Here is a 14842-nt window from a genome sequence, read left to right on the forward strand (position 1 = left end):
TTACCCGGTCTGCGCGTCTGTCCAACTCTAAGCTTTATCACTTTTGTAATATAATTGATGTGATTCTTTCATATTTTTGTGCTATAATAGCAAAAGCATGGAAAGCAGAACATACAAGGAGGAATTATTTTGAAAGAAACTGTTTTTCTGAACAACGACAGAGAAATGCCTCTTCTGGGGCTTGGCGTATACAAGTTGCCCGATGACGTACAGGCCGAAGCAGCAGTCACTTCTGCTATTTCCGCCGGCTACCGCATGATCGATACCGCTTCTGTTTATAAAAATGAAGAAAGCGTTGGACGTGCCATTGCCAAATGCGGAGTTCCCAGAAAGGATCTTTTCATCACCAGCAAAATCTGGAACAATGCGCAGCGTCTCGGCGATGTCCAGGGAGCTTTTTCCCGTAGTCTCGACCGTCTGAAAGTCAGTTATGTAGATCTCTATCTGATACACTGGCCGGTTCCCGGCTGCTATTTGAGCACCTGGAAAGAGCTGGAATCCATTCTGGAATCTGGACGTGCTTTAAGTATCGGCGTCAGTAATTTTGATATCCGGCATCTGGAAGAGCTTCGTAAGATATCCGGGGTTATTCCTGCTGTAAACCAGATTGAGTGCCATCCTTTGTGTTACCCTGCTGAACTGATCGAATACTGCAAGGCTTTCGGTATTCAGGTACAGGCTTATGCTCCTCTGGCAAGAGGTGCATATTTTGATAATGATGTAATGTGTGTTCTGGGGACCAAATATGCCAGGACTCCTGCACAGATCGGGCTTCGCTGGGCAATACAGAAGGGAATTTCTGTCATTCCGAAATCCATCAACCCGGAACGAATCCGCAGCAATGGAAACATCTTTGACTTCAATATCGAGGATGAAGATATGGCGATCATCGATACACTGAACGAAGATCTGCATACTTCTCATGTTCCAGAAGATCTCCGTGATATTCAGTTTTAATTTCCATAATAATGCAAAAAAGATATCTGTCAGAGTATAAGTGATCTTCTGGCAGATATCTTTTTATTTTTTCTTTTCAGTTGATACGGCGATCCTGTTATTCCCAGCTTAGCATTTCACATATCTGAAACCCGGAAATATTTAACTGATCCGCTCACGCATTTTCCCACGGGAGCATGGGCGTTTCCACTTTTTTATCACGCAGCATCAGGTCCATTACTGCTTCCGCTGCTGATTTTCCTTCAAACAGTACGCGGTTCACTTCCGTTATGATAGGCATCTCCACCTCATATTTCTCCGCAAGCTCTCTTGCAGCTCTTGCAGAATAAACACCTTCCACAACCATCTGCACTTCTTTCATAGCTTCTTCCATCGTATATCCCTGGCCGATCAGATATCCGGCCTTTCGATTACGGCTATGCTTACTTGCACAAGTCACGATCAGGTCGCCGATCCCGGACAGGCCGTAAAAGGTTTCCATCTGCGCCCCCATTTTTTTACCAAGTCTTCCTATTTCCGTGATTCCCCTGGTGATCAGTGCCGCCTTGGTATTATCTCCATATCCAAGGCCGTCGGCAGTACCTGCTGCCAGTGCGATCACATTTTTCAGTGCTCCGCCAAGTTCCACCCCAAGGATATCCGGTGTTGTATACACGCGGAACACAGGGCTCATAAAAATGCTCTGAAGGTATTCCGCAGTTTCCTGTGTATGTGCGCTGATCACGCAGGTTGTAGGAAGTCCGCGTCCTACTTCTTCCGCATGGCTTGGACCGGAAAGTACAGCTACATTACCCTGCGGGATTTCTTCTTCAATCACCTCGCTGAGTGTTTTCAGTGTCTTTTCCTCAATACCTTTTGCAACATTGACGATCTTCTGGTCCCTGCACACAAACGATGCCATCTTGTGTGCAGTACTCCGGATATACGGGGAAGCTACTGCCAGAACTGTTACATCCACATCCTTAAGCGCACGCTCCAGATCTGTCAGGACATCGATTTCATCCGGAAGCCGTACCCCCGGAAGCCTGTCAGGATTTTCTCTTTTTTCCCGGAGTTTTCGGGCATTCTCCGGTCTTGCTGACCAAAGAAGGACTTCATGGCCATTATTATGCAACAGGAGTGCCAGGGCTAATCCCCAGCTCCCCGAACCCAGTACGCTGATTTTTGCCATAAATCTTACCTCTTATTTTTTATTCTTACTGCTTAAAAACACCTTATTCTCTGTTCCATGAAACAGTCTTACAATGTTTGCCCTGTGTCTGTAGAACGCCATTGCTGTAAGAACTGCCATCACGATATAAAGCTCAACAGTATGCGCCTGATCCATCCCATATTTTCCCATATGTCCAAAAACCAGGACCAGGATAAAAGCCACCGCATATGCACTGAGAGAGCAAAGCGATACATAATGAGTTGTAAAGAACAGTGCAAAAAAGACAACTGCACATACAATAAATATCCGCCAGTCAAAAGCAATGATCATACCCACAGAAGCAGCAATTCCCTTTCCACCGCGAAATTCCATAGAAATCGGAAAATTGTGGCCGAGGATACATCCCAATGCTGCATAAAGGGTAAGAAGCGGAAGGATACCATTCATGGAATTTCCATAAACCATTCTCACGATCACAATAGCCAGTACACACTTCAGGCAGTCTCCCAGCAGGGTGATCGCTCCCGCTTTCTTTCCAAAGGTCCGGAAGGCATTCGTAGTACCCGCATTTCCGCTGCCATGCTCTCTGATATCTGTCTTGTGGACTTTTCCAACAATATAGCCTGTCTGAAAAAGCCCGCATACATAACCGATAACAAGACAAATAATACGTTCCATACTTTTATTCCTTTTCCCCGCGCTCGCGGATGATAAATTTCAGGGAAGTTCCGGAAAATCCAAATGCATCCCTGATCTTGTTCTCCAGATATCTTACATAGGAAAAATGCATCAGTTCCTTGTCATTGACAAAGATAACAAATGTCGGCGGTTTTACCGCAACCTGTGTCATATAGAAGATCTTCAGTCTTCTTCCTCTGTCAGACGGCGGCTGCTGAAGAGCGACTGCCTCAGAAAGGATCTCATTAAGAACACCTGTCTGGATACGAAGTGTCTGATTTTCGATAACTGTATCGATATTTTCGAAAAGCTTTGGAAGTCTCTGACCTGTTTTTGCAGAGATAAAGATGATCTGTGCATATGGCATAAAGGAAAGGATCTGACGGATCTTTTCCGTATGCTTGTAGATGGTCTTGTCATTTTTCTCAATGGCATCCCATTTATTTACCGCTACAATGATACCCTTTCCTCTGTCATGAGCGATTCCCGCGATCTTAGCATCCTGCTCGGTAACGCCCTCGGAGGCATCGATCACAACTACAACCACATCTGCACGCTCTACAGCTGTCACAGTACGGATAACACTGTAGCGCTCAATCTCTTCTTTTACCTTACCCTTGCGTCGAAGTCCTGCAGTATCGATAAAAATATAATCTTTTTTGTTCCAGGTAACCTTTGTGTCAATAGCATCACGTGTGGTTCCTGCAATATTGGATACGATCACACGTTCCTCTCCAAGAAGCTTGTTGATCAGAGAAGATTTTCCCACGTTCGGCTTTCCTACAATGGCGATCTTCGGAATATCATCCTGATCTTCCTCTTCACTCTTATCCGGGAACTCTTTGATCACCTCATCCAGCATGTCTCCAAGACCTTGTCTGTTAGCTGCGGAAATCGGGATCGGTTCTCCGATTCCAAGATTGTAAAACTCATATACGTCCATCATATATTTCTGGTGGCTGTCTACCTTGTTAACTACAAGACGTACCGGCTTGCCGCTGCGGCGGAGCATATCTGCCACCTTGGCATCGGAATCCACAAGACCCTGGCGGACATCTGTGATAAAAATGATCACGTCTGCCGTATCAATGGCGATCTGTGCCTGCTCTCTCATTCTTGAGAGGATGATATCGCTGCTGTCCGGCTCGATTCCGCCTGTATCGATCAGGGTAAATGTCCTGTCAAGCCATGTGACATCTGCATAAATCCTGTCACGGGTTACTCCTGGTGTATCCTTTACTATGGAAATATTGTCACCTGCCAGAGCGTTAAACAGAGTGGATTTGCCTACATTAGGCCTTCCCACTATCGCTACTACTGGTTTGCTCATAAATCTGTCTCCTTCTTGTTTGTTTATGTTCCGGAGGGTTGATCACAGCTTTCACCAGATCACGTCCTCCTGTGTCTACGATTACAATTTCTGTGTTCAGCGCTTCCGAAAGCTCTTCCAGTGTCATGTCATCCAGAAAAATCTCCTCATCACCTTTCAGCATGCTGCACGGGATCAGAATCTTCTCTCCAAGGTCAAGACCGGAAAGCTGCTCTTTCAGATCCTGCCCGGTGATCAGGCCGGACACTGTGATCTTTTCACCGAAAAAACGATTCTCGATGGTTGTGACCGGAATCTGCACATTGGGATATTTCTTCTGGATCTCTTTAATATAGCGTGCGATAAAAGGCGCTGCCAGTTTTCCTGTGGCGATCCTGCCTGTCACCTTACGGTCGTCACCGGAAAGCCCCTCCAGCGTTTCTTTTACTTCCGTTTCCAGAAGTCTGAGCATTCCCACGCCATTCTCAAGCTGCAGATATCCATCATATTCATCCTCACAGGGAAGCTCCCTGTCTGCCAGAATATACCATTCGTCTGAAGCATGGATAAAATGGATCCCGTATTTCTCCATCATGATCTTCTGCCAGCGTTCGATCTGCCCCAGGACTTTTTCAGCATCTTCCTTATTAAAAGGCTCCAGAGGATAGAGACCTTCTCTGTATTTGGTAAGTCCTACCGGTACAACAGAAACGCTCTGAAGGACCGGCGCATAAGCGGAAAGCTTTTCAAGGCTGTATTCCAGCTCGTCTCCGTCATTGACACCCTTACACAGTACGATCTGTCCATTCATGGTGATTCCTGCATTGTACAGCATATCCACCTTATCCAGGGCCTTTCCTGCAAAACGGTTATGCAGCATTTTACACCGGAGTTCCGGATTCATTGCCTGGAACGAAATGTTGATCGGTTCCAAATGATAGCGGATCACACGCTCAATATCCTTCTCACTCATATTGGTAAGCGTAACATAATTTCCCTGAAGAAAGGAAAGCCTGGAATCATCATCCTTAAAATACAGCGTCTCACGCATACCTGGCGGCATCTGGTCAATAAAACAGAACATACACTTATTTGAACAGGAGCGATAGTCATCCATCAGTCCTCCGTTCTCAAATTCTATTCCAAGGTCTTCCTCATATTCCTTCTCTACCTCCAACTCCCACTCTTCGCCATCAGGCTTCTCTACCAGAAGCACCACGAGCTCTTCATTCATGAGATACCGGTAATCGAAGACATCTTCCACAGGCTGTCCGTTTACAGACACAAGTCTGTCTCCCGGCTCCAGCCCCAGCTCCTCGGCAATACTGTCGGGCAGCACCCTGGAAATCATATGTTTTCTTAATTTCATCATTATCTCCCTTTTCTATCCCGTATATAATAACAACTTTGCTCTTAAAAATCAACACTTTGAGAAAACACCTTGACTGACACGTGGGTCTGATGTTATAAATAGACTGAGAATTTTTAATGACATACACTTAGGAGGAATATTATGCCAAACATAGAATTGCTGGAAAAGTCTATGCCTGTTGCCCCGATCCGAATCGCCGCACTTGCCGGATGCCGCGAACTGGCCGAGGAGGTTGACAAAAAGCTGGTTAAATTCCGTAAAGAACTTGTAGCCGCCAAGAAATCCACCATCATCCCACAGGGATATGCAGAAAAATCTTTCCTTGTAGACTGCGAATGCCCACGTTTCGGAACCGGTGAGGGTAAGGGTTACATCAAGGAATCTGTCCGCGGAACAGACCTTTATATCATGGTAGATGTGACCAATTACAGCCTTACTTACAGCGTATGCGGTCATGAGAACCACATGTCTCCGGATGACCATTACCAGGATCTGAAGAGAATCATCTCCGCAGCCACCGGTAAAGCACACCGTATCAACGTTATCATGCCATTCCTTTACGAGGGACGTCAGCACAGACGTACCAAGAGAGAATCTCTTGACTGTGCACTTGCACTTCGCGAGTTAAGTGCCATGGGTGTTTCCAACATCATTACTTTTGATGCTCATGACCCACGTGTACAGAACTCTATTCCGCTGAAGGGCTTTGATAACTTTTTCCCCACATACCAGTTCCTGAAAGCACTGGTCAAAAATGTCCCTGATTTCAAGCTTGACAATGATCATCTCATGATCATCAGCCCGGATGAAGGTGCCATGTCCCGTGCTGTATACTTCTCCAATATCCTTGGAGTCGATATGGGTATGTTCTACAAACGCCGTGATTACTCCACCGTTGTCAACGGAAAGAATCCGATCGTTGCTCACGAATTCCTCGGAGATTCCGTAGAGGGCAAAGATGTTGTCATCATCGACGATATGATCTCTTCCGGAGAAAGCATGCTGGATGTTGCTCGTCAGCTCAAAGAGCGTAAAGCCGGACGTGTATTCGTCTGCACAACCTACGGTCTGTTTACAGATGGCGTAGCCAAATTTGATGAATATTACGAAAAAGGCTGGCTGGACAGAGTCATCACAACCAACCTTAACTATCGTATTCCTGAGCTTCTTGACCGCCCATACTATATCGAAGCAAACATGAGCAAATATCTTGCAAGTATCATCGATATCATCAATCATGATGTATCTGTCGAGAAGGTTCGTTCCAGCAACGAAAAGATCATGAATCTCATGAAAAAAGTCAACGAACAGTAATAAATGCTCCCAGGTTTCCACGTTTCCCGTGAGAAGCCCTGTGTGAATAAAGAAAGAGCGGATTACAGCAGGTGCAGATGCCCGGCATTGAGATCCGCTCTTCTTTTATGCCTGCATCCAGAAAGATCCTTCGGTTCGCCTCCCACAGATTCAGCTGGTATTTCCCATCTGGTTTTCTGTAAAAAAGCACATCCCAGTATTTTTCTTCAAACGCCTCTCTAAACTGATCGATCACATCTTCACTGACTTCATAGCAATCCTGACAGATAGAAGGACCAATGGCTGCATAAAGCTCTGAAGGATCTGTCTGAAATTCCTCAGTCATCTTCTTCACCGTCACTTTTCCGATCTTTCCTACAGTACCTCTCCAGCCGGAATGAGATAATCCCACAGCTCTATGTACCGGATCTATAAAGAAAAGTGGTACACAGTCCGCATAAAACGTTGCCAGCACCAGTCCCGGCACATTGGTGATCATTCCATCCACATCTGTATAAGGTCTTGGTTTTGTGATCCCATTTCCTCTGTCTTCTTCCGTGACCACACGTACATTGGTGGTGTGTGTCTGATCAGAGGTTACGATATCTTCCATGGAAAATCCCATAGCAGCAGAAAGTCTGCGGTAATTTTCCCGCACCGCAGACTCTTCATCCCCTCTTGTGAAGCTTAAGTTCATAGATTCATAAATCCCCTGGCTTACTCCTCCCAGGCGGGTACTGAAGCCATGTACGATCCCGGGAAATTTCTCAAAAGCAGGATATGTAAGCCAGGTAACCTTGTTCTTCTGATTTATATTCATTAGCTGTTTATCTTTATACCATTTTATTTTCATCTTATGTGACCAGTCCTTTCAACTGCAAAAATCAAAAGCATTTTTTATCCAGTGGATGTTCTCTCCATCAATTCCTACTACGTCAAAACGGCAGGGAGGCAGCTCCCGGTATCCATGTGCAATCAGATAAAACATTGCCACTTTGCTAATGATCCTCTGTTTTTCTCTCCCTACCGCTGAAAAAGGACTTCCACTCTTTCCGTTCTTTCTGTATTTCACTTCAACAAACACCAGATATCTTCCATCCTGCGCAACAAGATCGATCTCACCACTTCGGCAGCGAAAATTTCTTTCCTTGATCTGCAGCCCCTTTTCTTCCAGGAACGCTGCAGCAATTCCTTCATAATAGCTGCCCTTCTGTCTTCTATTTTCCTTCAGATAAACAAAACCTTTCTGTTTTTGATGTCGGTATCTTAAGTATTTTTATACAAAATGTGTGATAAACGTTTTTCTATGTATCGGACTTGGTCCATATTTCTTCAGTGCTTCAATATGCGCTGCAGAACCATATCCTTTATTGGAGGCAAATCCGTATTCCGGAAGAACCTTATCATATTCTTCCATCATCCGGTCTCTGGTCACTTTGGCAACAATACTTGCTGCCGCAATGGATACACTTTTTGCATCACCTTTGATGATGGGTACCTGCGGAATCTGGATTTCCGGTATGGTAACCGCATCGTTCAAAAGCAGCTGTGGCTGTGCAGAAAGCCTGCTCACTGCCTGGCGCATTGCCTCATAGGTTGCCTGCAGGATATTGATCTCATCAATCCTCTCCGGACTTGCCATTCCAATTCCAACAGAAACTGCTCCCTCCAGGATCACATCGTACAATTCTTCTCTCTTCTTAGCTGTAAGCTTTTTAGAATCATTCAGCCATAAAATATCGCAGTCTTTCGGAAGGATCACCGCACAGGCGACTACCGGTCCGGCAAGAGGGCCTCTTCCCACCTCATCGATCCCGCAAAGATATCCAAGATGCTCATATTCATGTTCATATTTCTTCATGCTCTCTGTACGTACACGCTCATCCTCCAGAGCCTGAAGCTTTTTGTGATACTGCTGGATCAGTTTCTGTACACCGCTTCTCTCATCATTTTCATAATGACGAAAAAGGGCGTTATATTCGCCCTCCTTCGCTGACGCAAAACGCGCCTTGATATCTTTCATTGTTTCCATTACGCTTCCTCCGGTCCTTTTGGAAACTCCAGAGTCACTTTTCCCAGTTTTCCGGAACGAAATTCTTCCAGCAAAAGGCGGGATGCTTTCTCATAATCAAGCTCTTCGCCCTTTTTCAGACATCCTCTTGCTTTCGCAACTGCAGTAAGGATATCCAGCGATTTCAGCTCTTCTTCTACATTGTATCTCTCTCTGATCGCTGCCGGATAAAACTCCTGCAGATATCCGATCAGACCCAGGGCAAGTTCTTCGATGTTCAGAATATCGTCCTTGATCGAACCGATATAGGCAAGACGCATTCCAACTTCCTGATCTTCAAATTTCGGCCAGAGAATTCCAGGGGTATCCAGAAGCTCCACACTTTTATTCAGACGTATCCACTGTTTTCCTTTTGTAACTCCTGGTTTATTACCGGTCTTGGCACAGGCTTTTCCTGCAAAGGTATTGATAAATGTTGATTTTCCAACATTAGGGATTCCTGCAACCATCGCACGTACCGGACGGTTTTTGATTCCTCGTCTCCGGTCTCTCTCTGTCTTTTCCTTACATGCCTCTGTGATTGCCGCAGAAACGGCCTTCATAGATCCCTTATTGCGGGAATCAATACTTACCGCATAGATTCCTTTTTCTTTGAAATATTCCATCCAGGCACGGTTCTGTCTCTCATCGGCAAGATCTGCTTTGTTGAGAAGGATCATACGCGCCTTGTTTTTTCCCAGCTCATCAATATCCGGATTTCGGCTGGAAAGAGGAACTCTTGCATCTACAAGCTCAATGATCAGATCGATCAACTTGATATCTTCCTGCATCTGACGCTTCGCCTTCGTCATATGGCCTGGATACCACTGTACGTTCATAATTCACCTCATTTATCTATACTTTAATCTGTTTACTTTGATCTATTTTATAAAACCTATTTTATTTTTCGGAGAAACTGTAAACCAAACTTTCCCGACAATGTACTTCTTACTGATATTTCCGATATCGCTGAAGCGGCTGTCCTCACTGTTATTGCGATTATCACCAAGGACAAAATATTCCCCGCTTTCCAGAGTTATAGCACTATTTGCAAGTCCTCCATCTGTCATATCCTGATAAGCTCCGTTTTCTTCATAAACCTTGCCGTTGATATAGATCTTCCCGTCTTTAACCTGAACAGTCTCCCCGGGAAGGCCGATCACACGTCGGATATGCAGGGCTGCCGAGTCACTGGCGCTTGTTTTAAAAACGATCACATCTCCACGTTTTGGTGAACTGACCTTATATAAAGCCCTGTTTACAAAAAACTTTTCACTTACAGAATACGTGGGTTCCATGGCACTTTCCTGCAATGTCACAGTCTGAAATGCAGAGATTGCAACCAGCACAGCAAAAACCAGGGTCACAATAATTTCAAACACCCATTTCACGATTCCTCTTGTCCTGTCATCACGAAGCTTCTCCCTTGCTTCGGAAACAGCTCTGTTTTCCTTCAGATTTTCGATATTAATCTTCTTATTTAATCCCATATTCTATCCCCTGTATGTGTCTTTACACGCATACGCACTGATGTAAAAAGAGGGACAATAGCAAATGTTATTGTCCCTGCCTCTTTACTTATGAAATTATTTTACAAGCTCTTTAACCTTAGCTGCTTTACCTACACGATCTCTCAGGTAGTTCAGTTTCGCACGGCGTACTTTACCATGACGGATAACCTCAACCTTAACTACATGTGGGGAATGAAGCGGCCATGTTTTCTCAACACCAACACCGTTGGAGCTCTTTCTTACTGTGAAAGTCTCTCTTGTGCTTCCACCCTGTCTCTTAAGTACTGTACCCTCGAAGATCTGAACACGCTCACGTGTTCCCTCTTTGATCAGTGCGTGTACTCTTACTGTGTCTCCTACGCGGAACTGCGGTACTTCAGCTTTCAGCTGAGCGGACTCAATGTTCTTAATAATTTCGTTCATTTCTTTCTCTCCTTAATTATACTGGATGTTCTTAATACACATATGGTAACAGAGGACCATCTTTTTTCACAACATATGTGATTATACACTAGATAACTTCTCATTGCAAGGACTTTTTTTCCGGATTTTCGATGGCTTTTACCAGCAAAGGACCTCATGTCCTGTTTCTGTGACAAGGACCATGATCTCCCACTGTGCCGATGGCAGACCATCCTCTGTCCTCACTGTCCAGTCATCGATCTCATCTGTATAGATTTCATCAGATCCCATATTGACCATTGGTTCAATAGTAAAGATCATTCCGGGTACCATGAGTACACCTGAATCTTCCTTAGATGTGTAGCTTACCCATGGATCTTCATGAAACTCAAGACCTACGCCATGTCCGCCAATTTCTCTCACAACTGTATAGCCGTTTTCCACTGCATGTTTGTGCACAGCACTTCCCATATTTCCAATCGGCGTCCATGGTTTTACCTGCTCAAGACCAAGCTCTACGCATTCCTTTGTCACACGGACAAGCTTCTCCTTCTCCGGACTTACCTTTCCAATACAGAACATACGGGAGGAATCAGAAAAATATCCCTGATAAATGGTGGATACATCTACATTGACAATATCACCTTCTTTTAAAACAGTCTCTTCATCCGGGATGCCGTGGCATACTACCTCATTAATAGATGTACATACGCTTTTTGGAAAACCTTCATAATTAAGTGGTGCCGGAATTCCGCCATGGCGTACTGTTTCTTCATGTACCCAGTCATCGATCTGCTGTGTCGTCACACCTGGTCCGATATGCTCTGCAACATAATCAAGAACTGCAACATTGATCTTGCAGCTCTCTTTGATCTTCTCGATCTGTGCAGGTGTCTTGATCAGATCATGGTCAAGAACTGCATACCCCTTCTTTTTCATGAGTTCCATTTTTTCATCAAATGCTTCATGGCATTTTTTATATTTTTTTCCGCTTCCACACCAGCAGGGATCATTTCGTTCGATTTTTTTAGACATTTTTTTCTCCTTTTCGCAACTGTATGGCTGCTTTTTCTTTTGTATTTTATATGTTCAGATATGTAGTATCTGTCTGTAATATTTTAACCGGATCAAAGAAGTCTCCTGCAGGATTGCGAGAAACAATGGACAATAGGTGGGGACTTGCTTTTATCCGTTTGAACAGAAAATTATTCCGCCTGATTATCATAGCACAACTTTCTTTAGGTGAAAAGTATTCTTTGTGTTTTTGGTTTGTTTTATATAACTTTTTTATGATTTCTCAATAAAAAAAGATCGTAGTATCTTGAACGATCTCTTTTTATTTATGTGTCTGTATTAATTATTTTTCGGCAATTGCAGACTGTCGGTTTCCACCAGTTGCCATAACTCGCATTCGCCCAAGTGCACTGGATACTGCCGGAATAGAAATTACTACGATCGTCAGTACACCTTCCAGAAGAATATAGCTGTAATTGTAAATGATCGGATACAAAGCTGTCAGAGACTTCGGGAAATTATCCGGCATATAATCCATCCAGTAAAGATATCCACCAAGTGCATGGAATGCACCTCTTGCCAGAATTGCTACTATGTATGCTTTAAGAAGACCATGTTTTCTGGATTTTGTAAATAATCCGGAAAGTCCCATTGCTCCAAATGCCAGAATGTAATCACAGCATACCTGAAAAAATGAAAGGACATATGGCTCCTGGAGGAACTGAAAAATTCCATATACAAGACCGGTAAGAATTCCTACCTTAATGCCATACCAGTAACCGATCAAAACAATAAACAGCATGCTGAACAAGGTCACAGATCCGCCAAATGGCAGTTTAAATATCTTAATGTAGGAAGTTACATATGCAAGTGCCAATGCTACTGCACAGGTAACCAGCTGCTGTGTAGTAAGTTTTAATGCAGATGTGTTTTTCTGAAGTAATACTGCTACCAGAATTATCAAAATCAGAACTGCAATAACAGATACAACATATCCTGTCGTTGTGAGACCGCCTTCGGCAGTCACAAGAAAATCAAACATACTCTTTTCTTTCCTCCTTACGTTGGGATTACCCAATTCAAGTTCAAAAGTCGAAGCTTACGCCTCCTCTCAGCCTGGTCAGGCTCCCTTGGTCTTACCTATTGTAACATATGGAAAAGGGGATGTAAATGGTGGGAGATGTATGATCATATATAACAAAAACAGGAGAAAAATCCATGTACTGATTTTTCTCCTGTTTTCCTCTTTCCCTTTGTAGCTTGAAAACTACATACATGTTTGTGTTGATGATCGTTAATCGTTTGTTGAATCAATTTTAACCTGCGTACCGATCAGCCTTTTTTCACGGGCTCGCAGCTAAAGCTGCATCGCCTGTTTTGTAGGCTACTCCAGCGGGGGTCATCTCACGACTCCGTCGTTCGATGTCATTTGCTTCGCAAATGTCCAGTCTGTACCATAAATGGTCCTCCACAAGCAAGCTTGTTCCGCCCCATTTCTGTTACATCCTGCCCGCTTCCTCGGCTTTTTGGTCAAGCCCTCACCCGATTAGTAACAGTCAGCTCCATGTGTTACCACACTTCCACCTCTGCCCTATCTACCTCGTCGTCTTCAAGGGGGTTTACTTCTTAAAGAATGGGATATCTCATCTTGAGGGGGGCTTCACGCTTAGATGCCTTCAGCGTTTATCCCTTCCGGACTTGGCTACCCGGCCATGGCTTTGGCAAGCCAACCGGTCCACCAGCGGTCCGTCCATCCCGGTCCTCTCGTACTAAGGACAGCTCCTCTCAGATATCCTACGCCCACGCCGGATAGGGACCGAACTGTCTCACGACGTTCTGAACCCAGCTCGCGTACCGCTTTAATGGGCGAACAGCCCAACCCTTGGGACCTACTACAGCCCCAGGATGCGATGAGCCGACATCGAGGTGCCAAACCACTCCGTCGATGTGAACTCTTGGGAGTGATAAGCCTGTTATCCCCAGGGTAGCTTTTATCCGTTGAGCGATGGCATTCCCACTTAATACCACCGGATCACTAAGCCCTACTTTCGTACCTGCTCCACCCGTCGGTGTCGCAGTCAAGCTCCCTTCTGCCTTTGCACTCTTCGAATGGTTTCCGTCCATTCTGAGGGAACCTTTGGGCGCCTCCGATACCCTTTCGGAGGCGACCGCCCCAGTCAAACTCCCCGCCTGGCATTGTCCCACCGCCGGATTACGGCGGCTGGTTAGAAGCCCAATATCACAAGGGTGGTATCCCAACAGCGGCTCCGCGGCAACTGACGTTACCGTTTCTCAGCCTCCCACCTATCCTGTACATGCAACACCGGACCCCAGTGCCAAACTGGAGTAAAGCTCCATGGGGTCTTTCCGTCCTGGCGCGGGTAGCCAGCATCTTCACTGGCACTTCAATTTCACCGGATGTATTGCCGAGACAGCGCTCAAATCATTACGCCTTTCGTGCGGGTCGGAACTTACCCGACAAGGAATTTCGCTACCTTAGGACCGTTATAGTTACGGCCGCCGTTTACTGGGGCTTAAATTCAAAGCTTCGCGTTACCGCTAACCTCTCCTCTTAACCTTCCAGCACCGGGCAGGCGTCAGCCCATATACCTCACCTTTCGGTTTCGCATAGACCTGTGTTTTTGCTAAACAGTTGCTTGAGCCTATTCTCTGCGGCCTGCTCTCGCAGGCACCCCTTCTCCCTAAGTTACGGGGCCATTTTGCCGAGTTCCTTGGCAATACTTCTTCCGCCGGCCTTAGGATTCTCTCCTCATCCACCTGTGTCGGTTTACGGTACGGGTACAATATGAACGATAGCGGCTTTTCTTGACGCATGGCTCACGGGCTTCGCTACTAATCTTCNTTACTAAAATTCACTCCACATCACGTCTTCCCATTGCATGGCGGATTTTCCTACCATACTGGTACCTCGCTTGTACCGGGCTTTCCATTCCCGGCTCCCGCTCTCCTTACGTGTCCCCACAGTTCTGTCATACTGCAGTACAGGAATATCAACCTGTTGTCCATCGGCTACGGCTCTCGCCCTCACCTTAGGTCCCGACTCACCCAGGGCAGATCAGCTTTACCCTGGAAACCTTGGATA

14 protein-coding genes, 1 riboswitch and 1 other annotated feature (1 of these 16 cut by a window edge) are annotated in these 14842 nt (G+C 45.3%); of the genes, 2 read left to right on the forward strand and 12 right to left on the reverse strand.

All coding sequences use genetic code 11. The annotated features are described in order from the left end of the window. Positions 1–129: 129 nt before the first annotated feature. The gene (locus BN3261_RS07845; protein ID WP_022426672.1) at positions 130–957 is read left to right on the forward strand and encodes an aldo/keto reductase; all 828 of its coding nucleotides are present in this window, start codon (positions 130–132) and stop codon (positions 955–957) included. A gap of 154 nt (positions 958–1111) precedes the next feature. Here the strand turns inward: BN3261_RS07845 and BN3261_RS07850 are convergent, their stop codons facing one another. Genes BN3261_RS07850 through BN3261_RS07865 form a run of 4 tightly spaced genes read right to left on the reverse strand, consistent with a single transcriptional unit; the run spans position 1112 to position 5466 of the window. Then, entirely contained in the window at positions 1112–2128 is a 1017-nt protein-coding gene (locus BN3261_RS07850; protein WP_059085933.1) for an NAD(P)H-dependent glycerol-3-phosphate dehydrogenase, read from the reverse strand. Between the two features lie 12 nt (positions 2129–2140). Further along, positions 2141–2788, reverse strand: coding sequence for a glycerol-3-phosphate 1-O-acyltransferase PlsY (gene plsY, locus BN3261_RS07855; RefSeq protein ID WP_059085934.1), 648 nt, complete (start codon positions 2786–2788; stop codon positions 2141–2143). Positions 2789–2792: 4 nt separating this feature from the next. Beyond that, positions 2793–4118, reverse strand: a complete 1326-nt coding sequence (gene der / locus BN3261_RS07860; protein ID WP_015525309.1) for a ribosome biogenesis GTPase Der — start codon at positions 4116–4118, stop codon at positions 2793–2795. Further along, entirely contained in the window at positions 4081–5466 is a 1386-nt protein-coding gene (locus tag BN3261_RS07865; protein WP_059085935.1) for a DUF512 domain-containing protein, read from the reverse strand. Before BN3261_RS07865 ends, der begins: the two co-directional genes overlap by 38 nt. Positions 5467–5610: 144 nt before the next feature. Between BN3261_RS07865 and BN3261_RS07870 the strand changes: the two genes are divergently transcribed. Continuing rightward, complete coding sequence (locus BN3261_RS07870) at positions 5611–6783, forward strand: ribose-phosphate pyrophosphokinase (protein WP_059085936.1); 1173 nt, start codon at positions 5611–5613, stop codon at positions 6781–6783. On the opposite strand, the gene pgeF is transcribed toward BN3261_RS07870, so the two are convergent. The 8 genes from pgeF to BN3261_RS07910 form a co-directional block, all read right to left on the reverse strand. Next, positions 6770–7615: a peptidoglycan editing factor PgeF gene (pgeF, locus tag BN3261_RS07875; protein ID WP_059085937.1), complete on the reverse strand. Its 846-nt coding sequence runs from the start codon at positions 7613–7615 to the stop codon at positions 6770–6772. The two genes, BN3261_RS07870 and pgeF, sit on opposite strands and share 14 nt — an antisense overlap. Positions 7616–7633: 18 nt before the next feature. Continuing rightward, positions 7634–7993 (reverse strand): YraN family protein, encoded by a 360-nt coding sequence (locus BN3261_RS07880; protein ID WP_059085938.1) that lies wholly within the window; start codon positions 7991–7993, stop codon positions 7634–7636. Between the two features lie 45 nt (positions 7994–8038). Next, complete coding sequence (locus BN3261_RS07885; protein ID WP_059085939.1) at positions 8039–8794, reverse strand: ribonuclease HII; 756 nt, start codon at positions 8792–8794, stop codon at positions 8039–8041. Next, positions 8794–9651, reverse strand: a complete 858-nt coding sequence (gene ylqF, locus BN3261_RS07890; protein ID WP_022426626.1) for a ribosome biogenesis GTPase YlqF — start codon at positions 9649–9651, stop codon at positions 8794–8796. The genes BN3261_RS07885 and ylqF overlap by 1 nt, the downstream gene beginning before the upstream one ends. A gap of 42 nt (positions 9652–9693) precedes the next feature. Beyond that, positions 9694–10302 (reverse strand): signal peptidase I, encoded by a 609-nt coding sequence (lepB, locus tag BN3261_RS07895; protein WP_015525315.1) that lies wholly within the window; start codon positions 10300–10302, stop codon positions 9694–9696. Positions 10303–10398: 96 nt separating this feature from the next. Then, positions 10399–10746, reverse strand: coding sequence for a 50S ribosomal protein L19 (rplS, locus tag BN3261_RS07900; protein WP_015525316.1), 348 nt, complete (start codon positions 10744–10746; stop codon positions 10399–10401). A 138-nt stretch (positions 10747–10884) separates the two neighbouring features. Further along, positions 10885–11760: a methionyl aminopeptidase gene (locus BN3261_RS07905; protein WP_059085940.1), complete on the reverse strand. Its 876-nt coding sequence runs from the start codon at positions 11758–11760 to the stop codon at positions 10885–10887. Positions 11761–12082: 322 nt separating this feature from the next. Beyond that, the gene (locus tag BN3261_RS07910; RefSeq protein WP_059085941.1) at positions 12083–12781 is read right to left on the reverse strand and encodes an energy-coupled thiamine transporter ThiT; all 699 of its coding nucleotides are present in this window, start codon (positions 12779–12781) and stop codon (positions 12083–12085) included. Continuing rightward, positions 12779–12881, reverse strand: a riboswitch (TPP riboswitch). It overlaps the preceding gene by 3 nt. Before the next feature lie 384 nt (positions 12882–13265). Next, positions 13266–14842 (reverse strand) — a sequence feature (most likely nonfunctional fraction of RNA operon) (it continues 2059 nt past the right edge of the window).

It is taken from the genome of Blautia massiliensis (ex Durand et al. 2017) (genome assembly GCF_001487165.1).
In the GTDB taxonomy this organism is placed as follows: domain Bacteria; phylum Bacillota; class Clostridia; order Lachnospirales; family Lachnospiraceae; genus Blautia_A; species Blautia_A fusiformis.

Coding starts and splice junctions, on each gene's coding strand:
- BN3261_RS07870 (WP_059085936.1), top strand. CDS start 5,611: ATGCCAAACATAGAATTGCTGGAAAAGTCTATGCCTGTTGCCCCGATC.
- der (WP_015525309.1), bottom strand. CDS start 4,118: ATGAGCAAACCAGTAGTAGCGATAGTGGGAAGGCCTAATGTAGGCAAA.
- ylqF (WP_022426626.1), bottom strand. CDS start 9,651: ATGAACGTACAGTGGTATCCAGGCCATATGACGAAGGCGAAGCGTCAG.
- BN3261_RS07910 (WP_059085941.1), bottom strand. CDS start 12,781: ATGTTTGATTTTCTTGTGACTGCCGAAGGCGGTCTCACAACGACAGGA.
- BN3261_RS07885 (WP_059085939.1), bottom strand. CDS start 8,794: ATGGAAACAATGAAAGATATCAAGGCGCGTTTTGCGTCAGCGAAGGAG.
- BN3261_RS07905 (WP_059085940.1), bottom strand. CDS start 11,760: ATGTCTAAAAAAATCGAACGAAATGATCCCTGCTGGTGTGGAAGCGGA.
- BN3261_RS07865 (WP_059085935.1), bottom strand. CDS start 5,466: ATGAAATTAAGAAAACATATGATTTCCAGGGTGCTGCCCGACAGTATT.
- plsY (WP_059085934.1), bottom strand. CDS start 2,788: ATGGAACGTATTATTTGTCTTGTTATCGGTTATGTATGCGGGCTTTTT.
- BN3261_RS07850 (WP_059085933.1), bottom strand. CDS start 2,128: ATGGCAAAAATCAGCGTACTGGGTTCGGGGAGCTGGGGATTAGCCCTG.
- lepB (WP_015525315.1), bottom strand. CDS start 10,302: ATGGGATTAAATAAGAAGATTAATATCGAAAATCTGAAGGAAAACAGA.
- pgeF (WP_059085937.1), bottom strand. CDS start 7,615: ATGAAAATAAAATGGTATAAAGATAAACAGCTAATGAATATAAATCAG.
- rplS (WP_015525316.1), bottom strand. CDS start 10,746: ATGAACGAAATTATTAAGAACATTGAGTCCGCTCAGCTGAAAGCTGAA.